Source organism: Vogesella sp. XCS3, assembly GCF_020616155.1.
Lineage (GTDB): Bacteria > Pseudomonadota > Gammaproteobacteria > Burkholderiales > Chromobacteriaceae > Vogesella.
This window is the reverse complement of sequence record NZ_CP085530.1, coordinates 1,586,091-1,599,970: the sequence shown is the minus strand read 5'-3', so window position 1 is coordinate 1,599,970 and position 13,880 is coordinate 1,586,091. Positions and strand designations below refer to the sequence as shown.

9 protein-coding genes are annotated in these 13,880 nt (G+C 66.4%); 6 read left to right on the top strand and 3 right to left on the bottom strand.

What is annotated here, in order from left to right; genetic code table 11:
* The first annotated feature begins 26 nt into the window (after nt 1-26).
* Nucleotides 27-1,106, top strand: coding sequence for a transporter (locus LCH97_RS07575; RefSeq protein WP_227304679.1), 1,080 nt, complete (start codon nt 27-29; stop codon nt 1,104-1,106).
* A gap of 66 nt (nt 1,107-1,172) precedes the next feature.
* Nucleotides 1,173-2,360: a glycoside hydrolase family 5 protein gene (locus LCH97_RS07570; RefSeq protein WP_227304676.1), complete on the top strand. Its 1,188-nt coding sequence runs from the start codon at nt 1,173-1,175 to the stop codon at nt 2,358-2,360.
* Nucleotides 2,361-2,405: 45 nt separating this feature from the next.
* On the opposite strand, the gene LCH97_RS07565 is transcribed toward LCH97_RS07570, so the two are convergent.
* Nucleotides 2,406-3,059: a response regulator transcription factor gene (locus LCH97_RS07565; RefSeq protein ID WP_227304673.1), complete on the bottom strand. Its 654-nt coding sequence runs from the start codon at nt 3,057-3,059 to the stop codon at nt 2,406-2,408.
* A complete protein-coding gene (locus LCH97_RS07560; protein ID WP_227304670.1) occupies nt 3,047-4,600 on the bottom strand; it encodes a sensor histidine kinase in 1,554 nt (517 codons plus the stop codon). Before LCH97_RS07560 ends, LCH97_RS07565 begins: the two co-directional genes overlap by 13 nt.
* A 195-nt stretch (nt 4,601-4,795) precedes the next feature.
* On the opposite strand from LCH97_RS07560, the gene LCH97_RS07555 reads away from it, so the two are divergent.
* Together LCH97_RS07555 and LCH97_RS07550 are read left to right on the top strand one after the other, a co-directional pair.
* A complete protein-coding gene (locus tag LCH97_RS07555; protein ID WP_227304667.1) occupies nt 4,796-5,164 on the top strand; it encodes a hypothetical protein in 369 nt (122 codons plus the stop codon).
* A gap of 32 nt (nt 5,165-5,196) precedes the next feature.
* Entirely contained in the window at nt 5,197-7,008 is a 1,812-nt protein-coding gene (locus LCH97_RS07550) for a carboxypeptidase-like regulatory domain-containing protein (protein ID WP_227304665.1), read from the top strand.
* A gap of 56 nt (nt 7,009-7,064) precedes the next feature.
* On the opposite strand, the gene LCH97_RS07545 is transcribed toward LCH97_RS07550, so the two are convergent.
* A complete protein-coding gene (locus tag LCH97_RS07545; RefSeq protein ID WP_227304662.1) occupies nt 7,065-8,405 on the bottom strand; it encodes a glutamine synthetase family protein in 1,341 nt (446 codons plus the stop codon).
* Nucleotides 8,406-8,591: 186 nt separating this feature from the next.
* On the opposite strand from LCH97_RS07545, the gene LCH97_RS07540 reads away from it, so the two are divergent.
* Together LCH97_RS07540 and LCH97_RS07535 are read left to right on the top strand one after the other, a co-directional pair.
* Nucleotides 8,592-11,870 (top strand): DUF748 domain-containing protein, encoded by a 3,279-nt coding sequence (locus tag LCH97_RS07540; RefSeq protein WP_227304659.1) that lies wholly within the window; start codon nt 8,592-8,594, stop codon nt 11,868-11,870.
* A gap of 267 nt (nt 11,871-12,137) precedes the next feature.
* The gene (locus tag LCH97_RS07535; RefSeq protein WP_227304656.1) at nt 12,138-13,748 is read left to right on the top strand and encodes a methyl-accepting chemotaxis protein; all 1,611 of its coding nucleotides are present in this window, start codon (nt 12,138-12,140) and stop codon (nt 13,746-13,748) included.
* The last annotated feature ends 132 nt before the right edge of the window (nt 13,749-13,880 follow it).

The following is a 13,880-nucleotide window of genomic DNA, read 5'->3' as shown; positions in this document are numbered from 1 at the left end:
CTATCAGCCCGTCACGGTGTTGTCACGTGTTTGTCGCACACTGGCTGCTGCCGCGGTGGGCGCGGTCAGGCGAGGGCAGCAGCATGGGCGCGGTAGCGGCAACAGCAGGTTTTGACGCAGAACAGGTGGGCCTGATCTGCGCCTACCGTTTTGCTCCGCAGCAGCCCGGCAGCGCGCTGGACGTGGCCGCCTTGCAGCAGCAGTTGGCCGCAGGCCTGCCCGCTGGCCACTTTGTCTGGCTACACCTGAACCTGTCGCACAGCGGCTGCCAGCGCTGGCTGCGTGCCAGCCTGCCGGCCTTGCCGCAGGCTTTTTACGAGCAACTGGGCGCAGGCACCGGCTCCACAAGGCTGGAACACGTGGACCAGGCGCTGCTGGCCGTGATCAACGATGTCACCTTCGAGTTCGACCGCAGCGTCACCGACGTGGCCTCCATGTGGGCTTGCGCCACGCCACAGGTGCTGGTGAGCGCGCGGCTCAAACCGCTGCGTGCCATCGACCAGCTACGGGCGTCGGTCAAGCGGGGGGCGGCTTTTGCCTCGCCGCTGGGCCTCTTGGTACACCTGCTGCAAGACCAGGCCGATATCCTGATCCGCATCGTGCGCGACACCACCGCCAGTGTGGACGCGCTGGAAGACAGCCTGCTGGCGCACCGCCTGGGCGACCGCCGTGCCGAGCTGGCCGCGCTGCGCCGCATGCTGGTGCGGCTGCAACGCCTGCTGGCGCCGGAGCCAGGCTCGGTGTTCCGCCTGCTGAACAAGCCGCCGGCCTGGGTAAACGACGACGATCTGCAAGACCTGCGCGAATCCACCGAAGAATTTTCGCTGGTGCTGGGCGACCTGGTATCGCTGGTAGAGCGCATCAAGCTGCTGCAGGAAGAGCTGGCCGCCATGCTGAACGAGCAGACCAACCGCACGCTGTTCACGCTGACGCTGGTTACTGTGCTGGCGCTGCCCATCAATATGGTGGCCGGTTTTTTTGGCATGAACGTGGGCGGCATTCCGTTTGCGGCCAACCCGCACGGCTTCTGGCTGCTGGTGGCGCTGGTGGCGGGCTTTACGCTGCTGGTGGGGCGCTGGGCTTTCCGCTGGCGCGAGCGGTTCTGACATTCGCCTGACACAGCGCCGCTGGCGCTGCGCTGTAATGCCGCCATCTGATACACGGAGTAAACGATGGCTTTTCCTCTTCGCCTGTGCCTGGCTGGCGCACTGCTGGCAGCCAACCTGGCCCACGCTGCCGACCTGATTACTTTCTGGGACGCGCGCCCGCGCCACGGCGTCAACATCATGAACCAGCAAGTGCCCGACGCCGCGCTGTACCGCGCCGCCCGTACCCAGGGCGTGGAATGGGTGCGGCTGGCCTACGACAAATGGCAGCCGGCGCAGCGCGACTTCCTGATCGGCAACGCCGACCGCTACCAGGGCCTGGTGGCGGCCGACCTCGCCACGCTGCGCACCACGCTGGACGCCGCCCACGCTGCCGGCATCAAGGTGGTGATCGCCCCGCTGAGCCTGCCCGGCATGCGCTGGCGGCAGAACAACGACAACCGCTTTGACGGCCGCCTGTGGCAAGACAAACGCTACTGGCAGCAAAGCGCCGACTTCTGGCGCGACCTGGCGCAGCAGCTGAAAGACCACCCGGCGGTAGCCGCCTACAACCTGGTGAACGAGCCGGCGCCGGAAAAAGGCAGCGACGTGGCCGAGGACGCCAGCCTGCCGGCACTGCAGGCCTGGTACCGCCGCGAGCAGGGTGGCGCACGCGACCTGCCGGCGTTCTACCGCCAGCTCACCGCCGCCATCCGCAGCGTGGACGCCAAAACGCCGATCATGCTGGACGGCAGCTGGTACGCCAGCGCCCGCGGCGGCCTGGCCTACTGGCCGCAGCCCAGCGCCGATCGCCGCACGCTGTACGCCTACCACATGTACGAGCCCTACGCCTGGAGCAACCCGAAGAACCACAAGCAGCCGCAGCCGTGGCGCTACCCTGGTGTGGTGGCCGGCCAGCGTTGGGATAAAGATGCCGTTGCCGCCTGGCTGGCGCCGGCGCACGACTGGGCGCGGGCGCACCGTATTCCGGCCAGCCGCATGGTGGCCGCCGAGTTCGGTTGCCACCGCCGCAGCCCGGGTTGTGCGGCGTATCTGGAAGACGTGCTACAGGTAGTGGAAGGGCAGGGCGCGCACTGGGCGGTGTACGCCTGGCGCGAGGACGCCTACGACGGCTACGACTACGAGCTGGGCGACAAAGCGCTGCCGTGGCAGTACTGGCAGGCGCAAGAGCAGGGCAAGCCCTACGAGCTCAAGCGCGCCAACACCGTGCAATGGCAGCCGGTGGCACGCCGGCTGGCGGCGACGCGGCCGTAAAACGCTATCGCCGGCAGGCTGCGGCCAACACGCCCGGCGGCCTGTTCACTCGCGGCCAGGCAGCGCGCGGCCGGTATGCGCCAGCGCCAGCTTCAACAGTGCGTGCTGGCTATCGGCGCCCAGCTTCTGCTTCAGTTTCTGGCGGTGGGTTTCCACCGTGTTGGCGCTGATGCCTAGCCGCGCCGCCATCTCGCCCTTGCCCAGCCCTTGCGCCACCAGCAGGAACACTTCCAGCTCGCGGGCGCTCAGGCTGTCCACGCCTTGCGGTGCTTGCGGCCCCTGGCGGCCAGCCAGCCGCACCGCCACATTGGGCGCCAGGTAGCGCTGGCCTAGCGCCAGGGCGGCCAGCGCCTGCGCCAGCTCCTTGCCCGCCGCATCCTTGATCAGGTAACCGTCGGCCCCGGCGGCCAGCGCCTGTTCGATGATGCTGGCCTCGTCGCGTATCGACAGCACCAGCACGCGGCTGCCGGCTGCCTGCAGCTCGGGTAGCAGTTGCAGGCCGTTGCCGCGCCCCAGGTTGATATCCAGTAGCGTCAGTTGCGGTGGCGTGGCGGCCAGCGCGGCGCGCGCTTCGGTGACGCTGCCGGCCTCGGCAATGCGCACGCCCGGGCAGTGGCTGCCCAGTAATGCGGCCAACCCTAGCCGTACGATGGGGTGGTCGTCCACCAGCAGCGCGTGTTGCAGCATCAGGCCAGACATACGGTGGTGCCTCTTCCGGGTTCGGTCAGCAGTTGCAGGCTGCGGCCCAGCAGGCCGGCGCGCAGTTGTTGCGAGCGCAGGCCGATACCGTGGCTGACGCCGGCCGGGTCGAAGCCGCAGCCGTTGTCCTGCACGGTCAGTAGCGGTGCCTGCCCCAGCGCCAGTGTTACCTGGCTGGCCTGGCCGTGGCGGATGGCGTTGTTGATGGCCTCCTGGGCGATGCGGTACACGTGCAGCCGCGCTTCGGCGCTGAGCTTGGGCGGCGTGTCGCACACCTGTAGCGCCACGCTGACGCCGCTGCCCTCGTGCTGGCTGGCCAGCGCCTGCAGTGCCGGCTCCAGCCCGTCTTCCAGTAGGGGGGCGGGGGTCAGGCCGCGCGCGCCCAGCCGCACTTCGTTCACGGCCTGCTGCAGGCAGCTTTGCAGCGCACCCAGCGCCGGCGGTAGCGGCTGCAAGGTGCTGGCCAGGCTGTCGGCCAGCAGGCGGGCGGCGGTCAGCGACTGGCCGGCGCCGTCGTGCAGCTCGCTGCCCAGGCGCTGTTTTTCGCGCTCGCTGGTATCCAGCAGCGCAGCTTCCAGCAGCTGTTGTTCCTCTTGCGCCTGCTTCAGCTCGCGCGCACGGCGTGCCAGCCGGCGGCGGCGGCTGTCGGCGGCGCGGCGCAGGCGCTGGCGGGTGCGCAGCAGCGTCCAGGTCATGATGACGACCACGATGGACAACGCAGTAAATAGCACCATCACGATAACGGCAGCCGGCACGATTTCCAGCCAGTTTTGCAGCGGGCTACGGGCAAACAGGGTGAGGCGGTAGGGTTGGCCGCTGCTGGTGGTGTAGTCCAGGTTGTCCCAGTGCGTGCTCCACGGCGGTAGCCATTGCACCCCGGGCAGGACATCCACGCTGTAGCGCCCGGGTGGCCAGTGCGCGCTCTGCAGTAGCGGCGCGGGCGGGTAGGCATCGTTGCGGTCATCGGGCACCAGCGGGTTGCCTTCGTCCAGTGCGTACTCGCCGTGGTCCGGCTGGCTGCGCACGGCGGCGTCGATCCCGCTTTGCAGGCGGTAGTGCAGGCGGGCAAAGCCCGGCAGTGGGGCGCCGGCTGCATGGGGGAGCGGGTATAGCCATTCCAGCACCGGGTCTTGCCCTTGTCTGGCCTGGCGTGTACTGGCGGGCCCCGGCTGCGGCTGGCGGGCATGGGCCAGCTGCTGTGTGTTCAGCACATCTTGCGGTGCCAGGGCTTGTCGTGTGTTGCTACCGCAGGCCAGGCGGCCGGGGTATTTGCCACGGGTAATAACCAGCTCGGCCCGCGCCCAGGTGCTGCTGGCCAGTTGGCCGCAGATGCGCTGTAGCAGCGCGCTATCGACGCTGCCATCCGGCCGCAGCGCCAGTGTCAGGCTGGCACCGTCGCCGCGCGACTGGTCCAGGTGCTGCTGAAAGCTGCGGTAGAAATTGTCCTTGTGGTCACGAAAGCGGCGGTTTGCTTCGTGAACGGTGGATGACCAGTGCATCAGTGCCTGCAGGCAGAGCAGGGTGAGGGTAATGGAGATCACACTGCCCAAAATCAGGAGATCACGGCGGGGCCAGCGGTGTCGGGAGCGGAAAAGTTGCATCGTGCGCCAAGTGAGGGGGGGGTCAACCGGTGAGTGATTTTCACACGAAACCCCGCTGCTTATGCTGCTGCTATTGCAATCAGTCTGTCTGATGTCATGGCGACATGCGGGCAAGCAACACTGCCGGAGGCTTTCATGCACAGCGTTTTCCCCTTATCCCGCCTGGCGCACTGGCGCCGTCTCGGTATCTTGCTGGCCTGCCTGCCGCTGGCCTGCCTGCCGCTGGCCGCCTGCTCGTTTGCGCCGGTGGTGGCGCAAAAGCTGGGCGTTGGCGTGGCCAGCGACCAGCAGGTAACCGACGCCACCGCCAAGCATTTCGGGGTGCCGGCCAGCCAGGTGCGCGTTAGCGAGCTCAGCCGCGACAACAGTCTGAACGGCACCATCATCTATTACAACGCCCAGCTTGGCAGCAAGCGCTTCCGCTGCGTGATGGCCAGCTCGTTTGCCTCGGACTCGCTGCCCAAGTGCGCGAAACCCGGCGAGCCGCTGCCCAGCGCCTTCTGAACCCGATACCCATCCACGAGGAGCATGCAAACATGAGCAAAACTTTTCAGCGCGCCGGCCTGGTACTGGCGCTGGCTTGTCTGGCCGCCTGCGGCGGCGGGGGCGGTGCTGCGGGTACCCCCACGGTGAATACCGGCAGCACGTCTGCGGTGGGTAGTGCCAGCAGTGCCACCACGCTGAGCGGCGTAGCGGCTACCGGCAAGGCGCTGGCCAGCGCGCGTATCAGCCTGCGCGACGCCGCCGGCGTAATCCGCCGCACCACCAGCGACAGCAACGGCGCGTTCAGCCTGGATATGAGTAGCCTGCAGGCACCGATGGTGCTGGAGGCGCAGTCCGGCGGCACCACCCTGTACGCGCCGGTATTTGCCGGCGATAACCACGTCAACGTGAACCAGCTGACCAATGCCCAGCTGCGGCAATGGCTGCGCAGCCGCTGCGCCGACGACACTTGCCGCGGCCAGGCGGCCACCCAGCAGCTGTATGACTTTCTGGCGGCCGGCAAGGGCGATCTGGCGGCGCTGACGGCGGACAGCTTCGATAGTGACTTGCTGGCGCTTACCAGCGCCGCGGGTGGCAGTGCCGGCAAGCTGCGTACCGACAAAACCTTTGCGGCCAACGGCAAGGGGTGGGACGCGCTGCTGGATGCTCACCCCTACGGTGCCATCATGGTAGACGCCAACGGCATCACCAGCCAGGCCGGCCTGCTGCAGGCCGCCGTCAGCAGCGTGCCGCTGGCCAGCGTGCCTGTCTTGCCGGCCTACCCGTACGACAACCTGTGCCGCGGCACGCTGAACGCTACCGTGTACCGCACCGCCAATGTGGATATGTATGGCCAGGGCATCAGCGCCGACCAGCAACGCCGCGCCGCTTTGCTGGCCGATTACTACCTGCGCAAGGAGCGCAGCCGCTTCGAGGTATTGACCGATACCGGGCTGACCGGCCAGCGCGCGCAGTACTGCGTGGATGGCAGCGTGGTGAATGCCGGTGGCAGTGCCAGCGGCGGGGCGGTTGGCGGGAGCCTGGGCTATTTCAGCGGCACGCAGGCTGCGGGCGAAGACGATTGGCGCCAGGTATTGCACCACGAAACCATCCACATGGCGGTGAACGCCGCCACCGGCAATACCGAGGCCGGCGGCCCGAATATGGTGGAAAAGTGGCTGGATGAAGGCCTGGCCGTGCACTTTGCCGGCCAGGACGGCTGGCTGAGCGATGTGGACGGCTGGTTTGCCGACAGCGACCACAGCGTACACCCGATGGATGTGAGGCTGGATGGCATGATCGGCACGCAGAGACTAGCCGATGCCGGCTATTACGAGATGTTCCGCCTGATGCTCAAGCAGCTGGAGACCGCCAATGCCGGCCCGCAGGAGCTGGGCCGCCGCGTGGCCAGCGTGCTGCGGGTGGTGAAAGGCAAGCCGATTGCCAACAACCCCGGCGTGTTCCAGGCCGCCGCCAGCCAGTACCTGTTTGGCAACAGCCCATACGCGACGTATCGCAGCAATCTGCCGGCCACCCTGCGTGATTACGTGGCCAGCCATACCGTCGGCCTGGGGGTGAGTGGTGGCACCGTGCTGCGGGGAACCCTGCTGGTGGAAGGCGCGGCGGTCAGCTGCAGCACTCTCCAGAAGGCCGAAGACGTACAACTGGTAGGCGGCAAGCTGCTGCTACCCAAAGTAGACGGCAGCTATCGCCTGCTGGCGATACAGTCGGTGAGCAAGGCCGGCGGCCAGGCCACGGTCAGCTATTACCCGCTACAGACCGTCACCATTAGCAATGGTGCGGCCAACCCGGCCACGCTGGCCCTGGCCGGCCAGACGGTGGCCAGCCTCAGTTGCAGTAACTAAGCAAACGGCTGCGGCCAACCTGCTGCAAGGTTGGCCGCATGCTTGTGCCCCGCCTGCTACACGTGCAGCAGCAAAAAGCGCCGCTCCCACGGGCTGATCACGTTGAAGTACTCGCCGTACTCGGCTTCCTTGATGGCGCTGTAAGCCTGGATAAAGTGCTCGCCAAACAGCTCGGCCAGCGGCTGGCAGTTCATCAGCAGGTCGATGGCGTCGTCCAGGTGGCGCGGCAGCTGGTGCGGCTGGTCGTAGGCGCTGCCCGCCAGCGGCGCGTCCGGCTGCAGGCCTTGCGTCATGCCCAGGTAGCCGCAGGCCAGGCTGGCGGCCAGCGCCAGATAGGGGTTCACGTCCACGCCGGCCAGGCGGTTTTCCACGCGCCGTGCCTCCGGGCCGCTGTGCGGCACGCGCAGGCTGCAGGTGCGGTTGTCGTAGCCCCAGCTCAGGTTGATCGGTGCCGAGGTAAAGCGCGACAGCCGGCGGTAGCTGTTTACATAAGGGGCGAAGAAGGGCATGGCGGCCGGCAGGTAGGTTTGCAGCCCGCCGATAAAGTGAAAAAACGCCGGTGACGCGCTGCCGTCGGGCTGGCTGAAGATATTGTGGCCGCCGTCCAGCGCTACCACGCTCTGGTGGATGTGCATGGCGCTGCCGGGCTGGCCCTGCATCGGCTTGGCCATGAAGGTGGCGTACATATTGTTGCGGATAGCCACCTCGCGCACGGTGCGCTTGAACAAAAACACCTGGTCGGCCAGCGCCAGCGGGTCGCCGTGGTCCAGGTTGATTTCCATCTGCGCGGTACCCATTTCGTGAATCAGCGTGTCCAGCGCCAGCCCCTGCGCCTGGCACCAGTCGTACATCACGTCGAAGATATCGTCGTATTCGTTCACCGCGTCGATGCTGAAGCTCTGCATGCCGGCTTCGGTGCGGCGCGTGCGGCCCACCGGCGGCTTCAGCGGCATGTCTTCGTCCGGCTCCAGCTGCACCAGGTAGAACTCCATTTCCGGCGCCACAATCGGCTTCCAGCCCTGCTGCTCGTACAGCTTGAGGATGCGCTTGAGCACGTTGCGCGGCGACAGTACGGCCGGGGTGCCGTCGAAATTGACGCAGTCGTGAATGATCTGCGCGGTGGGCTCCTTGGCCCACGGCACCGGGCGGAGGGTGCCGGCGTCGGGAATCAGCCGCATGTCGGGGTCGGCCGGGGCGGTGAAGTCCTGCTCCGGGTAGTCACCGGTGACCGTCATCATCAGTACCGCCTCCGGCAGGCGCAGGCCCTCGGCGGCGTTGTACTTGTGGCGCGGCACGATCTTGCCACGCGCCAGGCCGGTCATGTCCGGTATCAGGCATTCCACTTCGGTGATGTGGTGTTCGTCCAGCCAGCGCTGGATGGTTTGGGCATCGTTCATGAGCAGGCTCTCCGGTGACAAGGCTGCCGCATGGCGAGCCTTGTGGTTGTACTGTTTTGCGTTGCCGCATGGCGGTGGCGAAAAGGTTATAGAATGCAGGCAAACGCTTGTACGCATTACCTTTCAGCAAAAACGAGGCCATGCAGTGGCTTGCGCCCCGTCCCTTACCGCCAGATTGTTACCGCCATGACCGAAGCTTCCTCGTCACCTGCCGCTCCTGCTACCTCACGCTGGCCACGCCGCCTGTTATGGACGGGTGGCACCCTGGCCGTATTGCTGGCGGGCAGCTGGGCCGCTGTGCCACAGCTGGTACAACACTACGCCGGGCAGTGGGCACAGGGCATAGGCCGCCAGCTGACGTTTGGCGAGGTGGTATTCGAGCCGTGGGCGCTGCGGCTGAGCTTGCGCGACATCCGCCTGGCCGACCGCGACGGCAGCCCCTTGCTGCTGGCCAAAGGCTTGCGGGTGGACGCCGAGGCGCTGCCTTTGCTGCTGGGGCGGGTATCGCTGGCCGAACTGACGCTGGACGCGCCGCAGCTGCTGGCCCGTCGCGACGCAGCCGGGCAGTGGAACTGGGCGCACTTTGCCGCCGACGCCGCCGGCCCGGCCAAGGCCGAACCCAAGGATAGCGAGCCGGTTAAGCTGCTGATCGCCCGTCTGGCCATCAAGGAGGGCCGCATCCAGCTGCAGGACGCGCTGGCTGGCGATGTGCAACGCCAGGTGCTGCCGCTGGACTTGCAACTGAAAGACCTGTCCACACTACCCGGCAGCGATGGCCGCTACCGGCTGGCCGCCGTGCTGGATGACGGCACGCAGCTGGACTGGCAGGGCAGCCTGCAGCTGCAACCGCTGCAGTCCGACGGTGTGCTGAAGGTGCGCGATTTGACACTGGCTGCGGTGTGGCCCTACGTGCAGCCCCACCTCAAGTTGGCTGCACCGGCCGGCAAGCTGGGCCTGACCGTGCCTTACCATGTGGACCTCAAGGGCAAAGCGCTGCAGCTGGGCAGCCAGGGTTTTGCGGCCAACTTGCAAGGGCTGGCGCTGCAGGCGCCGGCTAGCGGCAACCCGTTCAAGCTGGCCAGCCTGACGCTGGGCGGCGGCCAGTTCGACCTGGCCTCGCGCCGCTTGGCCATTCGCCAGCTAACGCTGCGTGGTGCCGAGCTGGTCACGGTGCTGGATCGCCAAGGCCGCGCCGACTGGCTGGCTGCCATACCGCCAGCCACCCCGGCTAAACCCGCGCAGGCCAAGGCCGACAGCGGCCCCGGCTGGCAACTGCAGCTACCAGCCATCACCCTGCAGGATTGGCAGCTGCGCGCCACCGACCAGCGCTTTGTCAGCCCGCTTGCCGCCAGCCTGACGCTGCAGCAACTGCAGGCATCGCTGGCCATTGGCGCTGACGGCGGCGTGACACTGCATAAAGCCACGCTGGCGCTGCGCGACCTGGCACTGGCCAGCGGCCGCCAGCCACCACAGGCCCGCCTGGCGGCGCTGGACGTGGCCGCCAGCAGCGCCGATCTGGCCAAGCGTCAGCTGTTAATCGGCGATATCCAGCTACGCGGCTTGCAGTTGGCCGCCGCGCGTGACAAACAGGGCGTGCTGGACTGGCAGCGTGTGTTGCGCCGCCATCCGCAGCCGGCGGCGGCCCCGGTCGCCACCGACGCCGACCGCGCTTCTGCACCAGCCTGGCAACTGCAGTATCCGCAGTTGACGCTGAGTGACAGCCAGCTGCGCTGGCGCGATGCCACCACCGCGCAGCCGGTGGCGCTGCAACTGGCAATCGACCAGGCCACGCTGCAAGGCAACCCAGCGCAGGGCTTTGCACTGGACTGGCAGTCTCGGCTGGGCCGCGGCCAACTGGCGCTGCGGGCGCAGCTGGGGGCCAACCTGCAAGACGTCACCGCCACGCTGGACGCGCGCAAGCTGCCGCTGCAGGGCGTGGCACCGTACGCACTGGACACCACCACGCTGCGCTTTGGCGGCGGCGAGCTGTCGGCCAAACTCAAAGGCAGCTGGAAAAAACGGCGCTGGCAGGCAGACGGCCAGCTGGCGCTGGCAGGTTTGGCCTTGTACGAACCCGGCCAGCGCGAGCCGCTCTTGGGCTGGCAGCGCCTGCAGCTAGACGGCATCCGCGCGCGGCCGCAGCGCGTCAGCGTGGGCGACGTGCGGCTGGTGTCACCGCAGCTGCGCTTCATTCTGGACGAGCAGCGGGTGCCCAACTTTGCCCACGTGCTGAAACCACAGCCTGCCAAAGCTGCCACGCCGGCTGCGGCCAACCCTGCCGCCAAAGCGGCAGCGGTACCGGTGGTGGACGTGCGCGCGGTGCGCGTACGTGACGCGCGGCTGGATTTTGCCGACCTTGGCCTCAACCCCGCTTTCGGTACCCGCATCCACAGCCTGTCCGGTAGCGTGCTGGGCTTGTCCAGCCAGCCGGGCCGCCGCGGTACGGTAGCGCTGGATGGCCGGGTAGACCAGTACGGCGACGTGCGCATCCGCGGCAGCCTGTCGCCGCTGGACGTCACCCGCGACCTGGACATGGCGCTGAACTTCCGCAATATCCCGCTGGGTAGCCTCAACCCGTACGCCATGACCTTTGCCGGCTGGAAGATTACCGACGGCCGCCTTGGCACCGAGCTGCGCTACCTGCTGCAAGACCGCCAGCTCAAGGGCGACAACCGCATGGTGGTAGACAACATCCAGCTGGGTGAAGAGGTAGCCGATTACCAGGGCACGCGCCTGCCGCTGCGGCTGGCGGTGGCGATTCTGGAAGACAGCGACGGGCGAATCGACCTGTCGCTGCCGGTAGCCGGCAGCCTGGACGCGCCGGATTTCAGCTACGGTCATCTGGTGTGGCAGGCGCTGCGCAATGTGCTGGTGAAGGTGGCTACCGCGCCGTTCCGTGCGCTGTTTGGTGGCGAGGGCTTTGACGACATCTACGCCGACGCCGGCGACGACCGCATCCCGCCACCGGAGCGCGAAAAGCTGCACAAACTGGCCGAGCTGCTGGCCAAACGACCCAAACTGAAGCTGGCGCTGGGGGGCGGCTACGACGCGGCTGGCGATGCGGTGGCGCTGGTACGGCAGCAGGTGGATAGCGACATCCTGCGGCGTGCCGCCTACAAGCTGCACGCCGACGAGCCGCTGCCGGTGCCCGACCTGGGCGACCCGGCCGTGCGTAGCGCGGTTGGTGACGCCTACAGTGTGCAGTTTGGCCGTATCGCCTGGCTCAGGCGTGTGGCCACCAGCGCCGACACGCCGGCGCGGGCGCAAGCCATGCGCGCCGAGCTGCTGGCAGCCCGCAAGGTGGACGACAAGACGCTGCAGGCGCTAGCCAATGCCCGCGCCAGCGCGGCACGCCAGCTGCTGTTGGCCGCACAGCCGGCGCTGGCCGAGCGCATCACTGTACTGGCGCCAGAGCCGGTAAAGCCCGCGGCCGATGGCGTGCCGCTATTGCTGAAGCTGCAATAAGTACCGCCCTGTAGTACAGCGCCCCTGTCCTGCGCGGTTACCTGCCCTGCAGGATAGGGGCGTTGAAAGCATGCTGACAGCAAATAATGGCAAGCTTGGTGCAAGCTGGCTTGCCTAATGCACTGTGCTGGTTCATACCACAACAATGGCAATAAAACGGTGCCAAGCTGCGGGTATCCCCAATGGCGGCTGATGCTCATGCCTGTTCTGATGCGCTGGCCGCTGTATGCGCGAGCCGATAATGATAAATAAGAGAGGAAACACCCGATGAAGCTGTCTACACGCCTGCTGATTCTCACTTTGGCTAGTCTGTTTGGCCTGCTGCTGCTAGGTGGCATGTCGCTGTATTTCAAAAAACAGGGCTTGCTGCACGAAAAAGAAACGCAGATTACCCACTTGCTGCAAGTGGCAGAAAATATTGTAGAGCGCCATGCCAAGCTGGCGGCCGAAGGCAAACTGCCCGAGGCCGAGGCCAAGCAGCAGGCGCTGAAAGCGCTGTCCATGGTGCGTACCAAAGAGGTGTATTTCTTTGTGCGGGATAGCGGCAACGTGATGCTGTACCACCCGAAAGAGTCCCGCATCGGCAAATACGATGACGGTGGTAAAGGGCCGGATGGCCGTACCTCGGTAGAGGTATACGCCGAAGCGCTGACCAAGGCGCAGTACGGCATGGTGTATGTCGTGGCCGCCCGCCCGGGCAGCGATGTGGATATCCCGAAACTGAACGGCGTAGTGCGCGCCCAGCCTTGGGGCTGGGTGATTGGTACCGGCTTTTTCGTCGATGATATCGACCAGATTTTCTGGAGCGAGGCGCGCTGGATGCTGTTGTTTGTGGTTATCGGCATCGTGGCGGTGGGCGTACTGGCCTGGCTGCTTTCCCGCAGTATCCTGCGTTCTCTGGGTGGTGACCCGTCTTACGCCGCAGCGGTAGTGCGCCGTATTGCCGAAGGTGATCTGACCGAAAAAATCGTGGTAAATGGCCCGTCGCACAGCCTGCTGGGCAGCATGCACGCCATGCAGCACAAACTGGCGCAGATCATTACCGATATCCGCAGCGGCAGCCACGACATTGCCGACGCCGGTACCCAGCTCAAACAGCACATGGGCCACCTGCAAAGCGTGTCGCACAATGCCAGCGAGTCTACTGCGTCGGCCGCCGCCGCCATCGAGCAGCTGTCGGTCAGTATCGATCACGTCACCGCCAGTGCACGTGATAACGAAAATGATGCCCGCCACACCGTGGAAGAAGCCGCTAACGGTACCGCACTCACCAGCGAAGCCAGCCGCCATATCGAGCTGATTGCCAGCCAGATTGGCGAGGTGAATAGCCAGGTGCACTCGCTGTCCGAACGTACCCGCCACATCAGCGGTATTGCCGAAACCATCCGCGAGATTGCCAACCAGACCAATCTGCTGGCGCTGAATGCAGCCATTGAAGCCGCCCGTGCCGGCGAAACCGGGCGCGGCTTTGCCGTGGTGGCCGACGAGGTGCGCAAGCTGGCCGAGCGTACCGCGCTGGCAACCGACGAGATTTCGTCCATCGTACAAGCAGTGGTCGCCGATACCGGTGTTGTCTCTGGCCAGGTGCAAAACATTGCCCCAGTGGTGGAGCAAGGCGTTACACGCGTGCAAGAGGCGTCCAGTGCACTGCAGGCTATCAATGGCCGTGCGCAGGATTCGCTCAGCCGTATCCGCTCGGTGGCGCTGGCCATGTCGGAGCAGAGCAAGGCGGGTACCAGCATTGCCGGCAGCGTGGAGCAGGTCGCCGGTGTGGTGGAAGATGCTCTGTCGTCTGCCAGCCACGCCGTAGAGCAGGTCAATGCCATCCATCAGCAAGCCGAAGTGTTGCGCGCCTCGGTGAACCGCTTCCAGACCTAATCGCCGGCTTGTCATCGCTGACGCCTCCTGTGGGAGGCGTTTTCGTTTCTGCTCCGGTGTGCGCAAGGGGGGTGTTATGCCTGGAACCATGCGCTACGCCAGCTGCGTGCCTCGCCGGAGTACGAGCAGTTG

Bases quoted from the DNA above. Each gene is read 5' to 3' on its own strand.
- LCH97_RS07570 (WP_227304676.1), top strand. From the start codon at position 1,173: ATGGCTTTTCCTCTTCGCCTGTGCCTGGCTGGCGCACTGCTGGCAGCC.
- LCH97_RS07565 (WP_227304673.1), bottom strand. From the start codon at position 3,059: ATGTCTGGCCTGATGCTGCAACACGCGCTGCTGGTGGACGACCACCCC.
- LCH97_RS07555 (WP_227304667.1), top strand. From the start codon at position 4,796: ATGCACAGCGTTTTCCCCTTATCCCGCCTGGCGCACTGGCGCCGTCTC.
- LCH97_RS07550 (WP_227304665.1), top strand. From the start codon at position 5,197: ATGAGCAAAACTTTTCAGCGCGCCGGCCTGGTACTGGCGCTGGCTTGT.
- LCH97_RS07545 (WP_227304662.1), bottom strand. From the start codon at position 8,405: ATGAACGATGCCCAAACCATCCAGCGCTGGCTGGACGAACACCACATC.
- LCH97_RS07540 (WP_227304659.1), top strand. From the start codon at position 8,592: ATGACCGAAGCTTCCTCGTCACCTGCCGCTCCTGCTACCTCACGCTGG.
- LCH97_RS07535 (WP_227304656.1), top strand. From the start codon at position 12,138: ATGAAGCTGTCTACACGCCTGCTGATTCTCACTTTGGCTAGTCTGTTT.